This is a genomic window from Clostridium sp. CM037 (assembly GCF_055081095.1).
In genome coordinates, this window is the sequence record NZ_CM143650.1 from 2,669,477 (window position 1) to 2,683,140 (window position 13,664).

The following is a 13,664-nucleotide window of genomic DNA, read 5'->3' on the forward strand; positions in this document are numbered from 1 at the left end:
TTATTAAAAGGGTATATTATTATTCTACAACATATAAGCCCTAAAGCTACACCGACTAAAATATCTGTAGGATATCATTTTTATTATCCCCCTTCCTCCATTATATCTCTTTTCCCATATTGTTTCAAAAAAATAAATGTAGCAAAGGATTACCCTTGCTACTAAAATGGCATAATAAAAGTTTTACCCGTTTTAGGATTTTTAGTTATATATACATCTAATCCGTAAACCTCTTTAATTATATCTTCTGTTAATACTTCCTCTGGAGTTCCATCTTTGTAAACTAAGCAATCATGCATTAGTATCATATGATTGCCATATGCAGCCGCTATGTTCAAATCATGTAGCACAGCAATAATTGTTATGTTTTTATTTTCATTTAATTGTTTTAATTGATTCATCATTTCAATTTGATGATGAATATCTAGGTGAGAAATAGGCTCATCTAAAAGAATTATTCCTGTTTCTTGGGCAATCGCTCTTGCCACTACCACTCGTTGTCTTTCTCCGCCACTTAATGCATTTATGCTTTTATTTCTAAGACCCCAAGTGTTTGTCATTTTCATAGCTTTTATAGCTATTTCCATATCTTTTTCACTTTCTGAGCAGAATCTAGAAATATGAGGCGTTCTTCCCATAAGAACTATATCTTGTACTGAAATATCGAATTCGATTTCTGTGCTTTGCGGTACCACTGCTATTTTCTTTGCTAAAACCTTTGATTTCATTTGGGCTAAGTCCTTTTCATCAATAAAAACTTCACCCTTTTCAGGTTGCAGTGATTTTGATAATATCCTTAGAAGTGTAGTTTTACCTGAACCATTTGGACCTAGAATAGTGTGAAATTTTCCTCTTTCTATGTTTATACTAATATCCTTTAATACTTCCTGTTCAAAGGAAAAACTTACGTTATTTATCTCTATCAATTACATCGCCTTCTTCTTTGTTCTATATAATAAATATATAAAAAATGGAACTCCAAAAATTGAAGTAATAATTCCTACTGGTATTTCTGATGGAGGCACTACTGCTCTTGCAAGCGTATCGCAAATTATTAAAAATATAGCTCCCCCAAGTGCAGAAAATGGTATAACCACCCTATTATCTGGTCCAAAAATCATTCTAATAGAGTGCGGCACTATAAGGCCTACAAATCCAATTATTCCACTTACAGATACGACTGCTGCCACCATCAAAGTACTTATTAAAAGTATATACTTTTTTAATCCATTTACATCTACACCAAGACTTCTAGCACTCTCTTCTCCAAGAACCATGATATTCAGATCTCTTGAAAATGTAAAAATAAATAAAATTGAGGGAACTACTATTATAAACAGTAAAATTACCTCGTGATATCCAGCTGTTGAAAAACTTCCCATCGTCCACATAACTATTTTTTCAATATTATCTCTATTAAAGGTCATCATTAATGAAATAATGGATGATAATAAATAATTTATGGCAACACCCGATAGTAAAAGTGTGGTAACTGGAACTTTAGTACCGACTCTCGCAATATTATAAACCAGAAAAGTAGTTATTATAGCACCTACAAAAGCATTGAATGCCACCATGCTCATCCCTAAAAAATTGATTTCATTAAGAAAAACCATGGTTATAGTGGCCCCAAGTGCAGCCCCTGATGAAACTCCGAGAATAAATGGATCTGCCATTGGATTTTTGAAAATACCCTGAAAAGAGGTACCAACCACTGAAAGTGCTGCTCCTACTAAACAGGATAAAATGATTCTAGGAAGTCTTAACTTTACCAATATGATTGCAGATGTAGGATTAATTCCATCTAAGGATACACTGTTATTTAATATTGGAATTTTGCTTATAATAATTAGGGCTGTCTGTTTTAAAGAAATATCTGCTACCCCAAAATTTGTTGCTACAATCATTACAATTAGGAGTAAAAATACCCCTACTGCAAAAACTCGTCGATAATAACTCTTATTTTCTATAAACGTCATGGTTATTTAACCCCTTTTATTTAAAAAGTTCAGGATGAACTAATTTAGCAATTGCTTCAAGTCCTTCTGCAAGTCTCGGTCCCTGCCTAACAATAATGTTTTCATCAATCTCCAATAATTTGCCGTTCTTAACTGCATTCAAATCTTTGTAACCATTGGTAGATTTTATACCTTTTTTTGAATCATAGAGCTTTGAACAAATTAGCACATCAGGATTCTTTTCTACAAGCTTTTCTACACTGTAGTTCCAACCAACTACGTCGCCCGCAGCATTTTTTCCGCCAGCAATGTCTATCATACTACCTATAAATGTATCTTTTCCTGCTGTAAAATCACCACTCTTGCCAAATCCTGCTACATAGTACACTGTTGGCTTCTTAGCATCCTTAACCTTATCAGTTATTTCTGCAACTTTCCTTTTCATATCTGATATTATTGTCTGGGCTTCCCCACTAGCATTTACAACCTGACCAAGTTTTGACATTGTGTCATACACACCATTAAAATTTTCTTCACCACCAAGCGCTACAACCTTTACATTAAGATCCTCTAATTTTTTAATAATAGCCTTATCAAAAAGAGCTGATACAATAACTACATCAGGTTTTAATTCAACAATTTTCTCTACACTTGGTTGCAATAAGTCACCAACAGATGTAACCTTAAGGGCCTGAGCTGGGTAATCATCGTAATCACTTCTACCAACTACACTGCTTCCTTTACCAAGTGCATATATTCCCTCTGTTATATTTGGTGCAATTGTAATAATTCTTTTAGGTTCTTTTTCAATGATAACCGTTCTATTATATGAGTCAAATACCTTTAGCGGATATACTACAGCGTTAGTTTCCTTTTTAGTAGTATTAAGAGACCCTTTATTCTCACCTTTGCTGCCACACGCGCTAAATACAACACAAACAAAAACAGCTAAAACTAGACTTATTATACCTTTTCTTTTAAACATAAGTTGCCTCCATAAATTGTATTTTTTTAATTACTTATTTAATTTTAATTGGGATACCACAAACCACCATGTGAACTTCCTGAGCCCTTGATGCAATATACTGATTAACTCTACCCGCAATATCTCTAAAAACCCTTGCCATCTTGTATTCTGGTACAATTCCAGAGCCAATTTCGTTAGTTACAAGAATTATTGTTTTTAAGTTTTTTTCTGCTTCGTCAAGAAATACTGCTACCTCTTGTAAAATCCCTTTTTCCATTGCACTTATAGCTTGATTATTAAGATCATCGAAATTATCCCCCGCTTCATCAAACATAAGATTTGTAGTCATTATTGTAATACAATCTAATAAAATCGTATCAAACTGCATTTCTTCGTTATAGAATACCTGTTTTAAATTCTTATAGCCTTCAAAAGTATACCAATTAGCTGGTCTTCTTTCTTTATGTTTTTTTACTCTGTCCTTCATTTCATCATCAAACGGAATTGAAGTTGCAATATAAAGTACGTTGCCCTTCTCTTCTTTGGCTAGCTTCTCAGCATATGTACTTTTCCCACTCCTTGCTCCACCTGTTATAAGTATAATTTTTTTCATAGTATGCTCCTTATTATTTTAATAATATACTCTAATGTAAAAAAATCAACAAAGAACAAAATCTCCCTACGGTCGAGTATTAAAGTGATGCTCCACAAATAGTGTGGCATCACCTCTTAATTATCATATCTGAACCACATTCTATACACAAAACAATAGGACTACCACTTTTCTTGTCATATTCTTCAGGCGTATAACATTCAAACGCAACAAAGTCAGGCACTTCTTCTTCAAACCCACATTTTTTACATTTAAAAAGTATCATTTTATCACGTTCTTGTGGTCGAAATGGTATGCTATCCTCATTCACTTTACCTTTAAAAATTCTTTTAATACGTTCCCATATCATATATATACCCATACTTTCTATGCCATATTTGCCACAATTCCATTAGCTGGCCGCATTTTAAACACTTTCTCGGATCTTTGGAAAAATTAATAATCATTAATTCTCTATAAGTCATTTTTCTTGTTTCCTTTTTCCAATTTATTTTTAGTGTGAACTGAATTGCCTTAAGACCACTTTTTATGTATTGCAAAAGACCAAAACACTTCCGAACTTTTACACTTATACTGCCTGAATATACTCCGTATAGTCTAACCATCTTGAAATATTTAGGGGTAATATGCATTAATAATCTACCTACGAATACTTGCGCTGTAACTGTTTCTTCTACTCTCTCATTGGTTTCATGACTCTTATACCAAAACGTTACATTTTTCTCATCATAACTAAGTATTCTATATTCTGCTATCGCAGGCCTTGCTAAGTATCTGCCTATATATCTTGCTGCACCTCTTGCACTTTTCATTCTTGATTTTGCATTTATATAGAATCCATCAGGATAATCTTTAAACATTTTTAAGTATTCTGCGTTCTTCTCTGGCTTTTTACTTATCATATAATTTATTAATTTAAACTGCCAAACTTTTCTGAAATATTTGTAGTCAAGGTATTCCATCTCCTTAACTTCATTGCCTTTTGTTTTTATTTCTGGAACCAATGCATGGACATGTGGATTAAAACCTACATTCCTTCCAAATGTATGCACTACTCCTATCATTCCACTTTGCCAAAGTACTCCTCCTTTTTTACCCCTTTTCTTTTTCTGATACTCTTCTCTATTTTTATAGTTTACACCATTCGCAAACTCGTTTATAGCCTCATATACCATGTCTTGTAAATCTTTTAAGCACTCCCTATTCCAGTAAAAATAATTCCTATATTCAGCTGGTATTGTGAATACACAATGTCTATGCGGTACATCTAAAATCTTGTTTACTTGTTTTTCTACCCATTCACTTATGTACTTTTTCCCACATTTACTGCAAAATCTACTTTTGCATGTAAACCCTATTTTAAATACTTCTAAACATTTTAAGCATATATACGCAACAAAACCTAATGAAATATCTCCACATCCTATCATTTTCATTACTTCGATATTCATATGTTCTCTCATCTTTTCAGGATACTTTTCTTTATTCAATTTCCAAAACTCTGGATAATTATCTTCAAATATTTGTTTTATAGTAATCTTATTTATTTTCATGATTTAATCATCTCATATTTATCTGATTTTTTCTATCTATTTTTTAGCTAGAATGTTATCCACAGCGGTTTCCGCAAGCTGTTTCCTATATAATAAAAAAACCACATCTCAAGGATGTGGAATAATGCAATTAAATTTTTCACATATTGGATAACCCAATATTATTGTTAAATCATGCATTTTTCATCCTCCCTCCGAAGACTAAAATTTCAAGCAATAGGCAGGTTTACTGGCTTTAGCATCATCTTACTCTCCAACCTTCTCAGTTTCCCAATGGTTCTTTGGATTTCATCCTCTAATACAGTAGCGGTGGGCTGCAGTGGTTTTATAATCACTTTCCCTTTTAACCCCTGTTACAGGGCACCTAAAACAATATTTAATTTTTATTAAGTTGACTATTTTTATTGTAACATCAAAAAAATATTAAAGCAATGTAAATCATTCTACCTACTTTCTAACGCTATTTCAGTGTTTTATTTAAGTAATATTCCATTACTCCTTTTACAATAGGTACCACATGGTGACTTCCACCTTTCTCTTTAACGTTTTCCATTAACATTGATACTACTATTTTAGGACTCGCTGTATCCATACATATAAACCATCCATTTTCTTCTGCAGCTTTATCCTTGTCATCTTTCTTAAGTTCCGCTGTTCCAGTTTTACCCGCGAGAGCTTGCCCATCAACTTTTGCCGCATGACCTGTACCATTTGGGTTATCGATAACTCCAGTGAGACCATCTTTTACAAATTTTATATTATCCGCGGAAATTGCATTAGCTTTCCATACCTTAGCCTTTACCTTTTCATTCAAACTTTCTAAAGTTGGAGACATAATATTTCCATCGTTAACAACTGCGCTATACGATAGTGCAAGGTGAAGTGGGCTCATAAGGACCTCCCCTTGACCATAACCAGTATCTGCTAATGCTACATCATTCTTAATGTTGTTACCATTGGCTACTTGTGAATTTGCTATTGGATAATCTATTGGAAGTTTTTGACCTATTCCAAAATTGTTGCATCCTTTTATAAATTCCTCTTTACCTATATTAAGAGCTGCCTTTGCGAAATATATGTTATCAGAGTATACAAATGCATCCTGTAAATTCACTGACTCTCTCGGTTCACCAACCCTAGTAACCTTATTGAGTCCCCATGATTTATCTGGTTGCCATTCGTTTCCCGGTATGTTAATAAGTTCACTAGGTTTTATCTTCCCTTGCTCTAACCCAACTGCAGCCGTTATCAGTTTAAATGTAGACCCTGGAGAATATACAGCCTTAAATCTATTTTTAAATGGATCCCCTGTTTTTTCCCATTCTGCCTTTTGGGTATTAGAAACATAAGTAGTAATTGCATTTGAATCATATGACGGGGAACTTACTAAAGCCAATACCTCTCCAGTTTTTGGATTTATTGCTGCACTGGCTCCCGGCTCTTTATTCATCCCTTCATATATTTTCTTCTGTAGTTCACTATCTACTGATAATGTTATATTTTCACCTGCTTTTGATTCTTTTTTAAGAATTACAACCTTATTGTTATTATTTTGTTTTGATATATATATTGTTGCCCCATTTTCACCCTTAAGCTTGTCTTCATAAACCTGTTCAAGACCTGCCTTTCCTATTAAACTAAATGAGTTATACCCTTTACTAGAATTCTTTTGTAGTTCCTCAGCGGTTATCGGCTTTATGTATCCTATAAGCGACCCCAAAGCTTCCCCACCTGGATATACTCTACCTTTAGGCTTGTTCTGGATTACCCCGTCAAGCTTCATAACTCCATCTATTTTTACTTTTTCAGTGCGTAGTATGTTAATAATCGGTATAAATTGATCAGAATTTTCATTATCCTTTAGTTTATTTTCTATAACCGAAGCATCAACATCTAGTATCTTAGCCATCTGCGATATATTAGCATCCTTATTTTTAATAAATGTAATGGGTTTTATTCCAATCGTAACAATTAAATCATTTATTGCAAGTGGTTTTTTACTCCTATCATAAATTTCTCCACGTATAGCCACTTCTGGCTCTACCCTAACCTTATCTCCCGCTTCCATACTAGGAAATATCATTTTCTCATTCCAAACTAATGTCCATTGCTTTTTATTGTTAACTTCTTCCTTCACCATAGTAGCCTGGTAGCCTGGCATTTTTAATTGCCCTGCTGCAGTATCCATAACTATAGAAAATGGTATATTTATAGCTTTTTTATTTCCTTCCTTAATTTTATCTTCATTCTCCACATTAATAGATATACTTTTAGCCTCTATTCCACTATAAATAGCATTGTATTTGTCTACAAATTCCTTTTCAGTTATTGTTTCCTTAGTTTTAACTGAAAGCATGCTATACATTGTTTTGAAATCCTGCTTTACCCACTTATTCTTATATGTATCAAATGTTTTTGTTGCACTATCCACTTTTGTAAAAAAATTAAACATAAGTACTGCCATTACTATTAATATAATCCCTATCGTTGTAAAAAGTATTACTTTTAAGTTTTTTTTCGACATTTTTTTACCACCCCTTACTTATTATAACACTTGAACCGTATAATTAAATAGTATGATTTTTAAAAGTTTATTTTTTGCATATTAAACAAATATATTATAAAATAAATTATATTAACTAGAGAATTAATACCCTCAGGATACTATTTTCAACACATCTTTACCCCTGTTGCTTATAATGTATTTAGTATATAATAACTATTAATTGGTGCAATAAATATTATACTCATTATTAAGGAGGCATTATTATGGATAATAAAGTTTATACTAAAAAAAGTAAAGAAGAACTAAAGAAGATCTTAACTCCAATTCAGTTTGAAGTAAGTCAGGAAAGCAGCACAGAAAAATCTTTTGAAAATGAATTTTGGAATAATAAAGAAGAAGGCATTTATGTAGATATTAATAGTGGAGAGCCCTTATTTACATCTCTTGATAAATTTGATTCAGGTTGTGGGTGGCCTAGTTTTACAAAGCCTGTTGAGGATGCTAACGTTAAAGAAAATAAGGATGCAACCCATGGTATAATGAGAACAGAAGTAAGGAGCAAATATGGTGACAGTCATTTAGGACATTTATTCAACGATGGTCCGATTTCCCAGGGTGGATTAAGATATTGCATAAATAGTGCTTCACTAAAGTTTATACCAATTCATAAGCTCTGCGATGAAGGGTATGGAGATTACTTAGAATTATTCAATAAATAAGGAGAGCGTTTCTCGCTCTCCTCCAAAACTGTCGTTACAAGTATACCTATACTTGTAATCCATTAATAGCTACTTGCTGATTATACAAAGCAAATGTCTTATCTTTCCATTTTAAAGTATTTAAAACATATCCTAAGGAGTCTGCATGGTATCTTCCAGCTATTTTTTGATAACCCAATAGCTCATATACTTTATCTGAATCAAAATCCACAGGATATAAGCCGCTTATAGGATCAACGAATCCGTTGATTGGATTCTTTAGCTTTCCGTTTTCGTCGTATATTTCATTTAAATAATCGGCGTCCTTGTTGGATATATCTATAATGTATTTTTGGTTATTTTTCTTACTGATAACTTCAACCTTGTAATCGTCTTTATAAGTAACATCGTATTTATATTGCTCATTATATACATTAAAGTCAAATAGTAATTTTACTTCATTGTTAATAAACGAATAAATGTAATAGTACATTATTCCACCACTACCACCTGTTGCAATACTTATTAAAATATCATCTACACCATCTCCTGTAAAATCCCCCAAAAATAGTGTAGGATTGTATCCTGTATTTTCACTAAGTGGCATACTAGCAAAATCACCTGTTATTCCATCTTGAATTAAAAGGATGATATTTTGAGTATATGGACTATCTGGTGTCTTTATACCTGTTAAGTACACAGCATCTGTTATTCCATCACCATTTACATCTCCACTTGCATAACTAACAACGCTCGGATTTATCCTATTATATCTATTATACATAACTGCTCCTTTGCATTATAAGATTTATAAAATATCTTATGAGCCAAGCAATAAATTGTTCCATTTATTGATTTTTATATGCCTTGTAATTGGGCGAATCTTCGCCAACTAATTTATCTAATTTCCAGTTATATCCCTTGTCAGCATCGTAAACAAGAAAATATAGCGCTACAAAAGAAACGTTTTTGTTTTCATTCTTTTTCTCATCTTTATAAGTAATACTTCCATAAACATATTTTATATTATCTAATCCCTTCTTAGACAATATTTCATTAGATTTAAAGGTCTTCGCTTCTTTAGCTGTTATTTTATGGTTATTAGACCACCAGAAAAATAAATTACTCCCTTCAATTTCGGCATTGGTAATAGAGGGTACTATTATCTCCGTAGGCACATTGTTTATTGTCCCACTATCAACGGTAGTTTTTGACCTGTTTAAAAAAGATATATTGGCGAAAGATATTGAGAAAGTATAATTAGTTGATAATACCAACTTTATTTCTCCCACTATACTTTCCCTCTTAGCATTAACAATTAATGTTCCATTTTGTACATCAAACTTTTTATCAGATATATTAATACTCTTAGTAAATCTATCATTTATAGCAAACCCCTTGCCACCAAAAAAACTTGAATAGGATACTGTTTCTCCCACTCCTTGTTCTTTTATAGTTTCAATAACCTTTTCATCAGAAAAAGTTGGTGATAAGACTAATTTAGATCCCTCTGCGCTGTTTTCTTCAATGTTATCAATTCTCCAAGTTTCATTTTCAAAAACAAGGTTACACTTTATCTTTCCTGTAGAAACCAGAAGTCCACTGTCTATAGAAGCTGTCACCAAAATTTCTTCTTTTTTGTTTTCTAAATCCGGTGTTCTTGAAACCATGCCAAGATTTGTGACATCTTGTCCGCTTAATACTTTTGGTATATCTGCAATATTAATACTTAATTTTTTTAATCCAACCCAAAACTTCTTTTCATTCATACCTACCAACGGTTTCAATGAATTAACGCTCTCAACTATAATTTTAGGGCTAATCTTCCATTGATTTTTTCCTTCATCATTATATACTAGAGCCAAAGAAGTCTTTGCCTCAATAGCGCCATTGTTTAAAGTTAAATCTACTTTTATGTCATCCTTGCCCTTATATGTATTCCTACTATTTATCTTAAAGCTTTTCATATCATTTTTGCTTATTTTTATTACTGTTCCTTTAGGAAGAGTTACTACTTTTCCTAGCAAGTCGTCTTTTATTTTCACTTCATCCACTGGTTTAACAATAAAAACTGTGTATGCAAAGACTGCGACTGAGGTAACAACTAATAATGATATTATAGGTATAATTACTTTCCTATGCACAAATGTTTTTTTAAAATAAGCAAAAACCTTATCCCTTTTATCCTTTTTTATGTTTTCCTCAGTTATTGCAGGCATCGCTATCGTCTCCTGATGTTTTTCCTCTTTTTTGTCCGCTCCAACTGTCTTTTCTTTATCCCTGTTATTATTTTTATTAGTAATCTGTTCATCTTCTAAATCTATTTTTTCTTCTATTTTCTCTCCACAATATGGGCAAAATTTTAATCCATTAATATTAGTAAATTCATTCTTACAGCTGTAGCAAACCATTTTCTCCCTCCAAACATTTATATAAAATAAACAATATGTTGTATTTAATATATTATAGCCTGTTTGCATACTATGTTCAAACATATTCACATCACTGACTGTAGATAATATTAAAAACTAATATAAATAGTAAAATAAAAATATAATTTTGACTTACTAATTTTCTTCATATGAAACTGGCACGTTATTTATTCCAAGTTCTTGCGCTGCTGCATATTGATCATGGCCCGATACAATTACAAAGCTTCCTTTTTTAATAACAATAGGTTTGTTAAACTTTTTATTATTCTTCATATAATTTATTGCTTTGTTTTTTGAACGTTTTATTGACAAATCTTCATTTTCATTTACTAACTTTGAAATATCCATTATTTCGTCTGTTCCAATTGGCATTTCGTAATTTAAATCTATTTGACCATTCGCATCTTTTAACAGATTGAATATTTTAATTGATGATGCTTCAACTGAAATAAAAGGGGTTCCCTTGCTATTTACGCACGCTTTTAATTCACCTTTAATTACAAAATAATTTACATCCTTCATACCTATTACTGCATCTCTCCAATAATCTTTTTTGACAATTACTCTATAAATTGAATTCATATCATCATAAGTTCCTATTTTAAATAGTAAATTAACATCTCCATTCTCTAACCTATTTGTTTTTACAGGTAATCCCTTAATTATAATCTCACTCTTATTCATATTTAAACTCTCCTTTTAATTGTATATATTTTAGCTCTTGAATTCCAAAAATAAAACACCTAGAAAGCTCATAGCCCTTTCTAGGTGTTTTTAACTATATTATAATTTAACTTCATATTAGTTTTCACGCAAGTAAATTTACCTATGACTATGTTAGACGTTTTTAGATATTTTTCAACTGTAGAATTTTTTTCATTATAAGCTAACACAGACTTCACCCCATTCGTAAATTCAAAAATTTTATTTGTAAATCTTAACTATTACTTATCACTATTCTTACCTATACATCTATTATATCATTGTATGCATAAAGTTACAATTCAAACCCTACAATTGCAGGAAATAGCATACTTTTAGGGTTTGAACTATCTTTTTATGCTACTATTTGCCACTTACTTAACGAAACTTTCCAGTACTTAAATCATCTCCTGCAAAGCTACACAGCTTCTAAAATGTCGTTAAAATACAGTTCTAAACTGTTCAATATGAGTAATTGTATACTCCATGCATCCCATGCCCATTGCAAAGAATGATAACATTATTATCAGCATTATTGCGCCAAAATCGTATTTCATTGCTTCTTTTTTGTTTATTAAGTAGGCTACAATAATTTCAATTCCTAGTAGAACTAAAACTAGTGGCCACATCGATGCTATTAGTAAATATTTAATACTTGGATTTATTAATCGTAGTAAAAACATTATTCCAAATATAACTAAAACTATTCCAGTAGTAAATGTTCCCACTCTACGTCCCTTAATCATTCATATCACACTCTTTTTTCTTGCCTATAATAAGTTTCGCACCCACAACAATTATTACAATACCTATTATTACTTGAGGAGCCACTCTTGTTACCTCATTAATAATATTATATAGTTCTCCCGATATATTCATACGTCCAAGTAAGGTGATTATGATGTTATTCCATATTAAATAAATGCCTAGAAACACTAGTAATATCCCTGCAATCAAGCTGTGTTTCTTAAACATTCCTTTATCTATTTTCACTAATTCATCGAGAGAAAATAAATAATTGTCCTCTAAAAGTAAAAACTCCTCATCCGTTGAATAACGTTTATTCATACAATCGAAAAACGAATAAAACCAAATCAATGGTAAAACGAATAGTAGTGGCCCTATCGAAAGCCAGCTAGAAAGAAATATTAAAAAGAAGAATGCTGTCATAAGTGATAAACCCATCTTCATAAATCCCATATACATGTGACCTGCGCCAGGTAACATTGAAAAGCTAAAGGTTAAAAATTTACTTTTTTCCTTTTTCATTATTAAAAACCTCCAAGTTAATTATTTTTTGCGAGAAATTATTAAGACTTTCATTAATTGAGTTTATGGTACTTAAACTCATAGGGGTTACCTCCAGTGTTTCACTTTTAGCATTGGCCACAAAATTTAATGGATTTGAAAAAACGAACATTAATGCTATACTTGCTGCCATTACTACTCTAAGAGAATAAAAGATAAATTGAGTATTAATTTCTTTTTCCTTATTTATTTTGTTTAGTATTTCCTGCTCAAATCCTAAAGGAGCATCAGTAAGCTCATTATCATCAAAACTATTAGCTAAAGCATCAGCACAGCCTTCACAATGGCAAATATGTTCTGATAATAAAATTAGTTCATTATCACTTAGAGATCCCTCTTTAAGTCCTTTTATTGATATTTTACTTAAGTGTCCGTTTTCTTTAAATAATGTACCACTCACATAAACTCCTCCTTCCATAAAACTTTCAACATCTTTTTGGATCTATAAAGATGTGTTTGCAATGTTTTCAAACTTTGACCTGTGTTTTTTGCCATATCAGAAAGTTTAATATCTTCACAAAAATAGTTTACTGACACCGCCCTATAAGGCTCTTTTAATTTCTTACATAAACTATATATTTTTTCGCTACTATGTTTTTTTAAAAGCGACTCCTCAGGTGTTTCCCCCTTATCCTTTATACCCTCAAAATCTTCATCAGGGATGCTGTGAATTTTTCTTGCAGGACTTTTAAGAAAATCTTTACATTTATTCACTGCAATTGTTGTAAGCCAAGCTTTAAAATTTACCCCATCAAATTTACCAAAGCTTGTATATGCAGACAAAAAAGTTTGTTGTGCCAGATCTTCTGCATCAAAGTAATTTTTTGTAAAGGATAGACAAATAGTAATGATTAAACGTTCATATTGTTTTATATAGTTTGCAAACTGTTCTTTTTGAATAACCATCACCCCCTTTTTTGCCCTTAC

General features: G+C 31.8%; 16 protein-coding genes, 1 pseudogene and 1 riboswitch. Of the genes and pseudogenes, 1 reads left to right on the forward strand and 16 read right to left on the reverse strand.

Annotation, left to right across the window (positions count from 1 at the left end):
- Positions 1 to 161: 161 nt before the first annotated feature.
- From ACWJKP_RS12980 to ACWJKP_RS13015, 8 genes and pseudogenes are all read right to left on the reverse strand, one after another.
- Positions 162 to 926, reverse strand: a complete 765-nt coding sequence (locus ACWJKP_RS12980; protein ID WP_165414032.1) for an ABC transporter ATP-binding protein — start codon at positions 924 to 926, stop codon at positions 162 to 164.
- Positions 927 to 1,979: a FecCD family ABC transporter permease gene (locus tag ACWJKP_RS12985; protein ID WP_165414031.1), complete on the reverse strand. Its 1,053-nt coding sequence runs from the start codon at positions 1,977 to 1,979 to the stop codon at positions 927 to 929.
- A gap of 16 nt (positions 1,980 to 1,995) precedes the next feature.
- Positions 1,996 to 2,943: an ABC transporter substrate-binding protein gene (locus tag ACWJKP_RS12990; RefSeq protein WP_165414030.1), complete on the reverse strand. Its 948-nt coding sequence runs from the start codon at positions 2,941 to 2,943 to the stop codon at positions 1,996 to 1,998.
- Between the two features lie 34 nt (positions 2,944 to 2,977).
- Entirely contained in the window at positions 2,978 to 3,538 is a 561-nt protein-coding gene (gene cobU / locus ACWJKP_RS12995; protein ID WP_165414029.1) for a bifunctional adenosylcobinamide kinase/adenosylcobinamide-phosphate guanylyltransferase, read from the reverse strand.
- Positions 3,539 to 3,647: 109 nt separating this feature from the next.
- The gene (locus ACWJKP_RS13000) at positions 3,648 to 3,887 is read right to left on the reverse strand and encodes a hypothetical protein (RefSeq protein WP_165415064.1); all 240 of its coding nucleotides are present in this window, start codon (positions 3,885 to 3,887) and stop codon (positions 3,648 to 3,650) included.
- Positions 3,868 to 5,091, reverse strand: a complete 1,224-nt coding sequence (locus tag ACWJKP_RS13005) for an IS91 family transposase (RefSeq protein WP_165415065.1) — start codon at positions 5,089 to 5,091, stop codon at positions 3,868 to 3,870. The genes ACWJKP_RS13000 and ACWJKP_RS13005 overlap by 20 nt, the downstream gene beginning before the upstream one ends.
- 202 nt (positions 5,092 to 5,293) lie before the next feature.
- Positions 5,294 to 5,474, reverse strand: a riboswitch (cobalamin riboswitch).
- Positions 5,434 to 5,496: pseudogene (locus ACWJKP_RS13010) on the reverse strand (hypothetical protein); the annotation flags it as partial. It overlaps the preceding riboswitch by 41 nt.
- A 55-nt stretch (positions 5,497 to 5,551) precedes the next feature.
- Entirely contained in the window at positions 5,552 to 7,615 is a 2,064-nt protein-coding gene (locus ACWJKP_RS13015; RefSeq protein WP_165414787.1) for a penicillin-binding transpeptidase domain-containing protein, read from the reverse strand.
- Between the two features lie 245 nt (positions 7,616 to 7,860).
- Here ACWJKP_RS13015 and msrB point away from each other — a divergent pair, with 245 nt between their 5' ends.
- Positions 7,861 to 8,316: a peptide-methionine (R)-S-oxide reductase MsrB gene (gene msrB, locus ACWJKP_RS13020; protein WP_462961205.1), complete on the forward strand. Its 456-nt coding sequence runs from the start codon at positions 7,861 to 7,863 to the stop codon at positions 8,314 to 8,316.
- A gap of 46 nt (positions 8,317 to 8,362) precedes the next feature.
- Here msrB and ACWJKP_RS13025 read toward each other — a convergent pair whose 3' ends face one another.
- From ACWJKP_RS13025 to ACWJKP_RS13060, 8 genes are all read right to left on the reverse strand, one after another.
- Positions 8,363 to 9,079 carry an FG-GAP repeat domain-containing protein gene (locus ACWJKP_RS13025; protein ID WP_165414789.1) on the reverse strand — a complete coding sequence of 239 codons (717 nt, stop codon included), beginning with the start codon at positions 9,077 to 9,079 and terminating at the stop codon, positions 8,363 to 8,365.
- A gap of 64 nt (positions 9,080 to 9,143) precedes the next feature.
- A complete protein-coding gene (locus ACWJKP_RS13030; protein ID WP_165414790.1) occupies positions 9,144 to 10,706 on the reverse strand; it encodes a hypothetical protein in 1,563 nt (520 codons plus the stop codon).
- 156 nt (positions 10,707 to 10,862) lie between these two features.
- Positions 10,863 to 11,411: a ParB N-terminal domain-containing protein gene (locus ACWJKP_RS13035; RefSeq protein ID WP_165414791.1), complete on the reverse strand. Its 549-nt coding sequence runs from the start codon at positions 11,409 to 11,411 to the stop codon at positions 10,863 to 10,865.
- Positions 11,412 to 11,491: 80 nt separating this feature from the next.
- Positions 11,492 to 11,620: a hypothetical protein gene (locus tag ACWJKP_RS13040; RefSeq protein ID WP_258280698.1), complete on the reverse strand. Its 129-nt coding sequence runs from the start codon at positions 11,618 to 11,620 to the stop codon at positions 11,492 to 11,494.
- A 249-nt stretch (positions 11,621 to 11,869) separates the two neighbouring features.
- Positions 11,870 to 12,175: a LiaF transmembrane domain-containing protein gene (locus ACWJKP_RS13045; RefSeq protein ID WP_165414792.1), complete on the reverse strand. Its 306-nt coding sequence runs from the start codon at positions 12,173 to 12,175 to the stop codon at positions 11,870 to 11,872.
- Positions 12,168 to 12,698, reverse strand: coding sequence for a hypothetical protein (locus ACWJKP_RS13050; protein WP_165414793.1), 531 nt, complete (start codon positions 12,696 to 12,698; stop codon positions 12,168 to 12,170). Before ACWJKP_RS13050 ends, ACWJKP_RS13045 begins: the two co-directional genes overlap by 8 nt.
- Positions 12,679 to 13,137 (reverse strand): hypothetical protein, encoded by a 459-nt coding sequence (locus tag ACWJKP_RS13055; RefSeq protein ID WP_165414794.1) that lies wholly within the window; start codon positions 13,135 to 13,137, stop codon positions 12,679 to 12,681. Before ACWJKP_RS13055 ends, ACWJKP_RS13050 begins: the two co-directional genes overlap by 20 nt.
- Positions 13,134 to 13,646, reverse strand: coding sequence for an RNA polymerase sigma factor (locus ACWJKP_RS13060; protein WP_187351458.1), 513 nt, complete (start codon positions 13,644 to 13,646; stop codon positions 13,134 to 13,136). The genes ACWJKP_RS13055 and ACWJKP_RS13060 overlap by 4 nt, the downstream gene beginning before the upstream one ends.
- Between the last annotated feature and the right edge of the window lie 18 nt (positions 13,647 to 13,664).

Coding starts and splice junctions, on each gene's coding strand:
- ACWJKP_RS12985 (WP_165414031.1), bottom strand. CDS start 1,979: ATGACGTTTATAGAAAATAAGAGTTATTATCGACGAGTTTTTGCAGTA.
- ACWJKP_RS12990 (WP_165414030.1), bottom strand. CDS start 2,943: ATGTTTAAAAGAAAAGGTATAATAAGTCTAGTTTTAGCTGTTTTTGTT.
- cobU (WP_165414029.1), bottom strand. CDS start 3,538: ATGAAAAAAATTATACTTATAACAGGTGGAGCAAGGAGTGGGAAAAGT.
- ACWJKP_RS13000 (WP_165415064.1), bottom strand. CDS start 3,887: ATGATATGGGAACGTATTAAAAGAATTTTTAAAGGTAAAGTGAATGAG.
- ACWJKP_RS13005 (WP_165415065.1), bottom strand. CDS start 5,091: ATGAAAATAAATAAGATTACTATAAAACAAATATTTGAAGATAATTAT.
- ACWJKP_RS13015 (WP_165414787.1), bottom strand. CDS start 7,615: ATGTCGAAAAAAAACTTAAAAGTAATACTTTTTACAACGATAGGGATT.
- msrB (WP_462961205.1), top strand. CDS start 7,861: ATGGATAATAAAGTTTATACTAAAAAAAGTAAAGAAGAACTAAAGAAG.
- ACWJKP_RS13025 (WP_165414789.1), bottom strand. CDS start 9,079: ATGTATAATAGATATAATAGGATAAATCCGAGCGTTGTTAGTTATGCA.
- ACWJKP_RS13030 (WP_165414790.1), bottom strand. CDS start 10,706: ATGGTTTGCTACAGCTGTAAGAATGAATTTACTAATATTAATGGATTA.
- ACWJKP_RS13035 (WP_165414791.1), bottom strand. CDS start 11,411: ATGAATAAGAGTGAGATTATAATTAAGGGATTACCTGTAAAAACAAAT.
- ACWJKP_RS13045 (WP_165414792.1), bottom strand. CDS start 12,175: ATGATTAAGGGACGTAGAGTGGGAACATTTACTACTGGAATAGTTTTA.
- ACWJKP_RS13050 (WP_165414793.1), bottom strand. CDS start 12,698: ATGAAAAAGGAAAAAAGTAAATTTTTAACCTTTAGCTTTTCAATGTTA.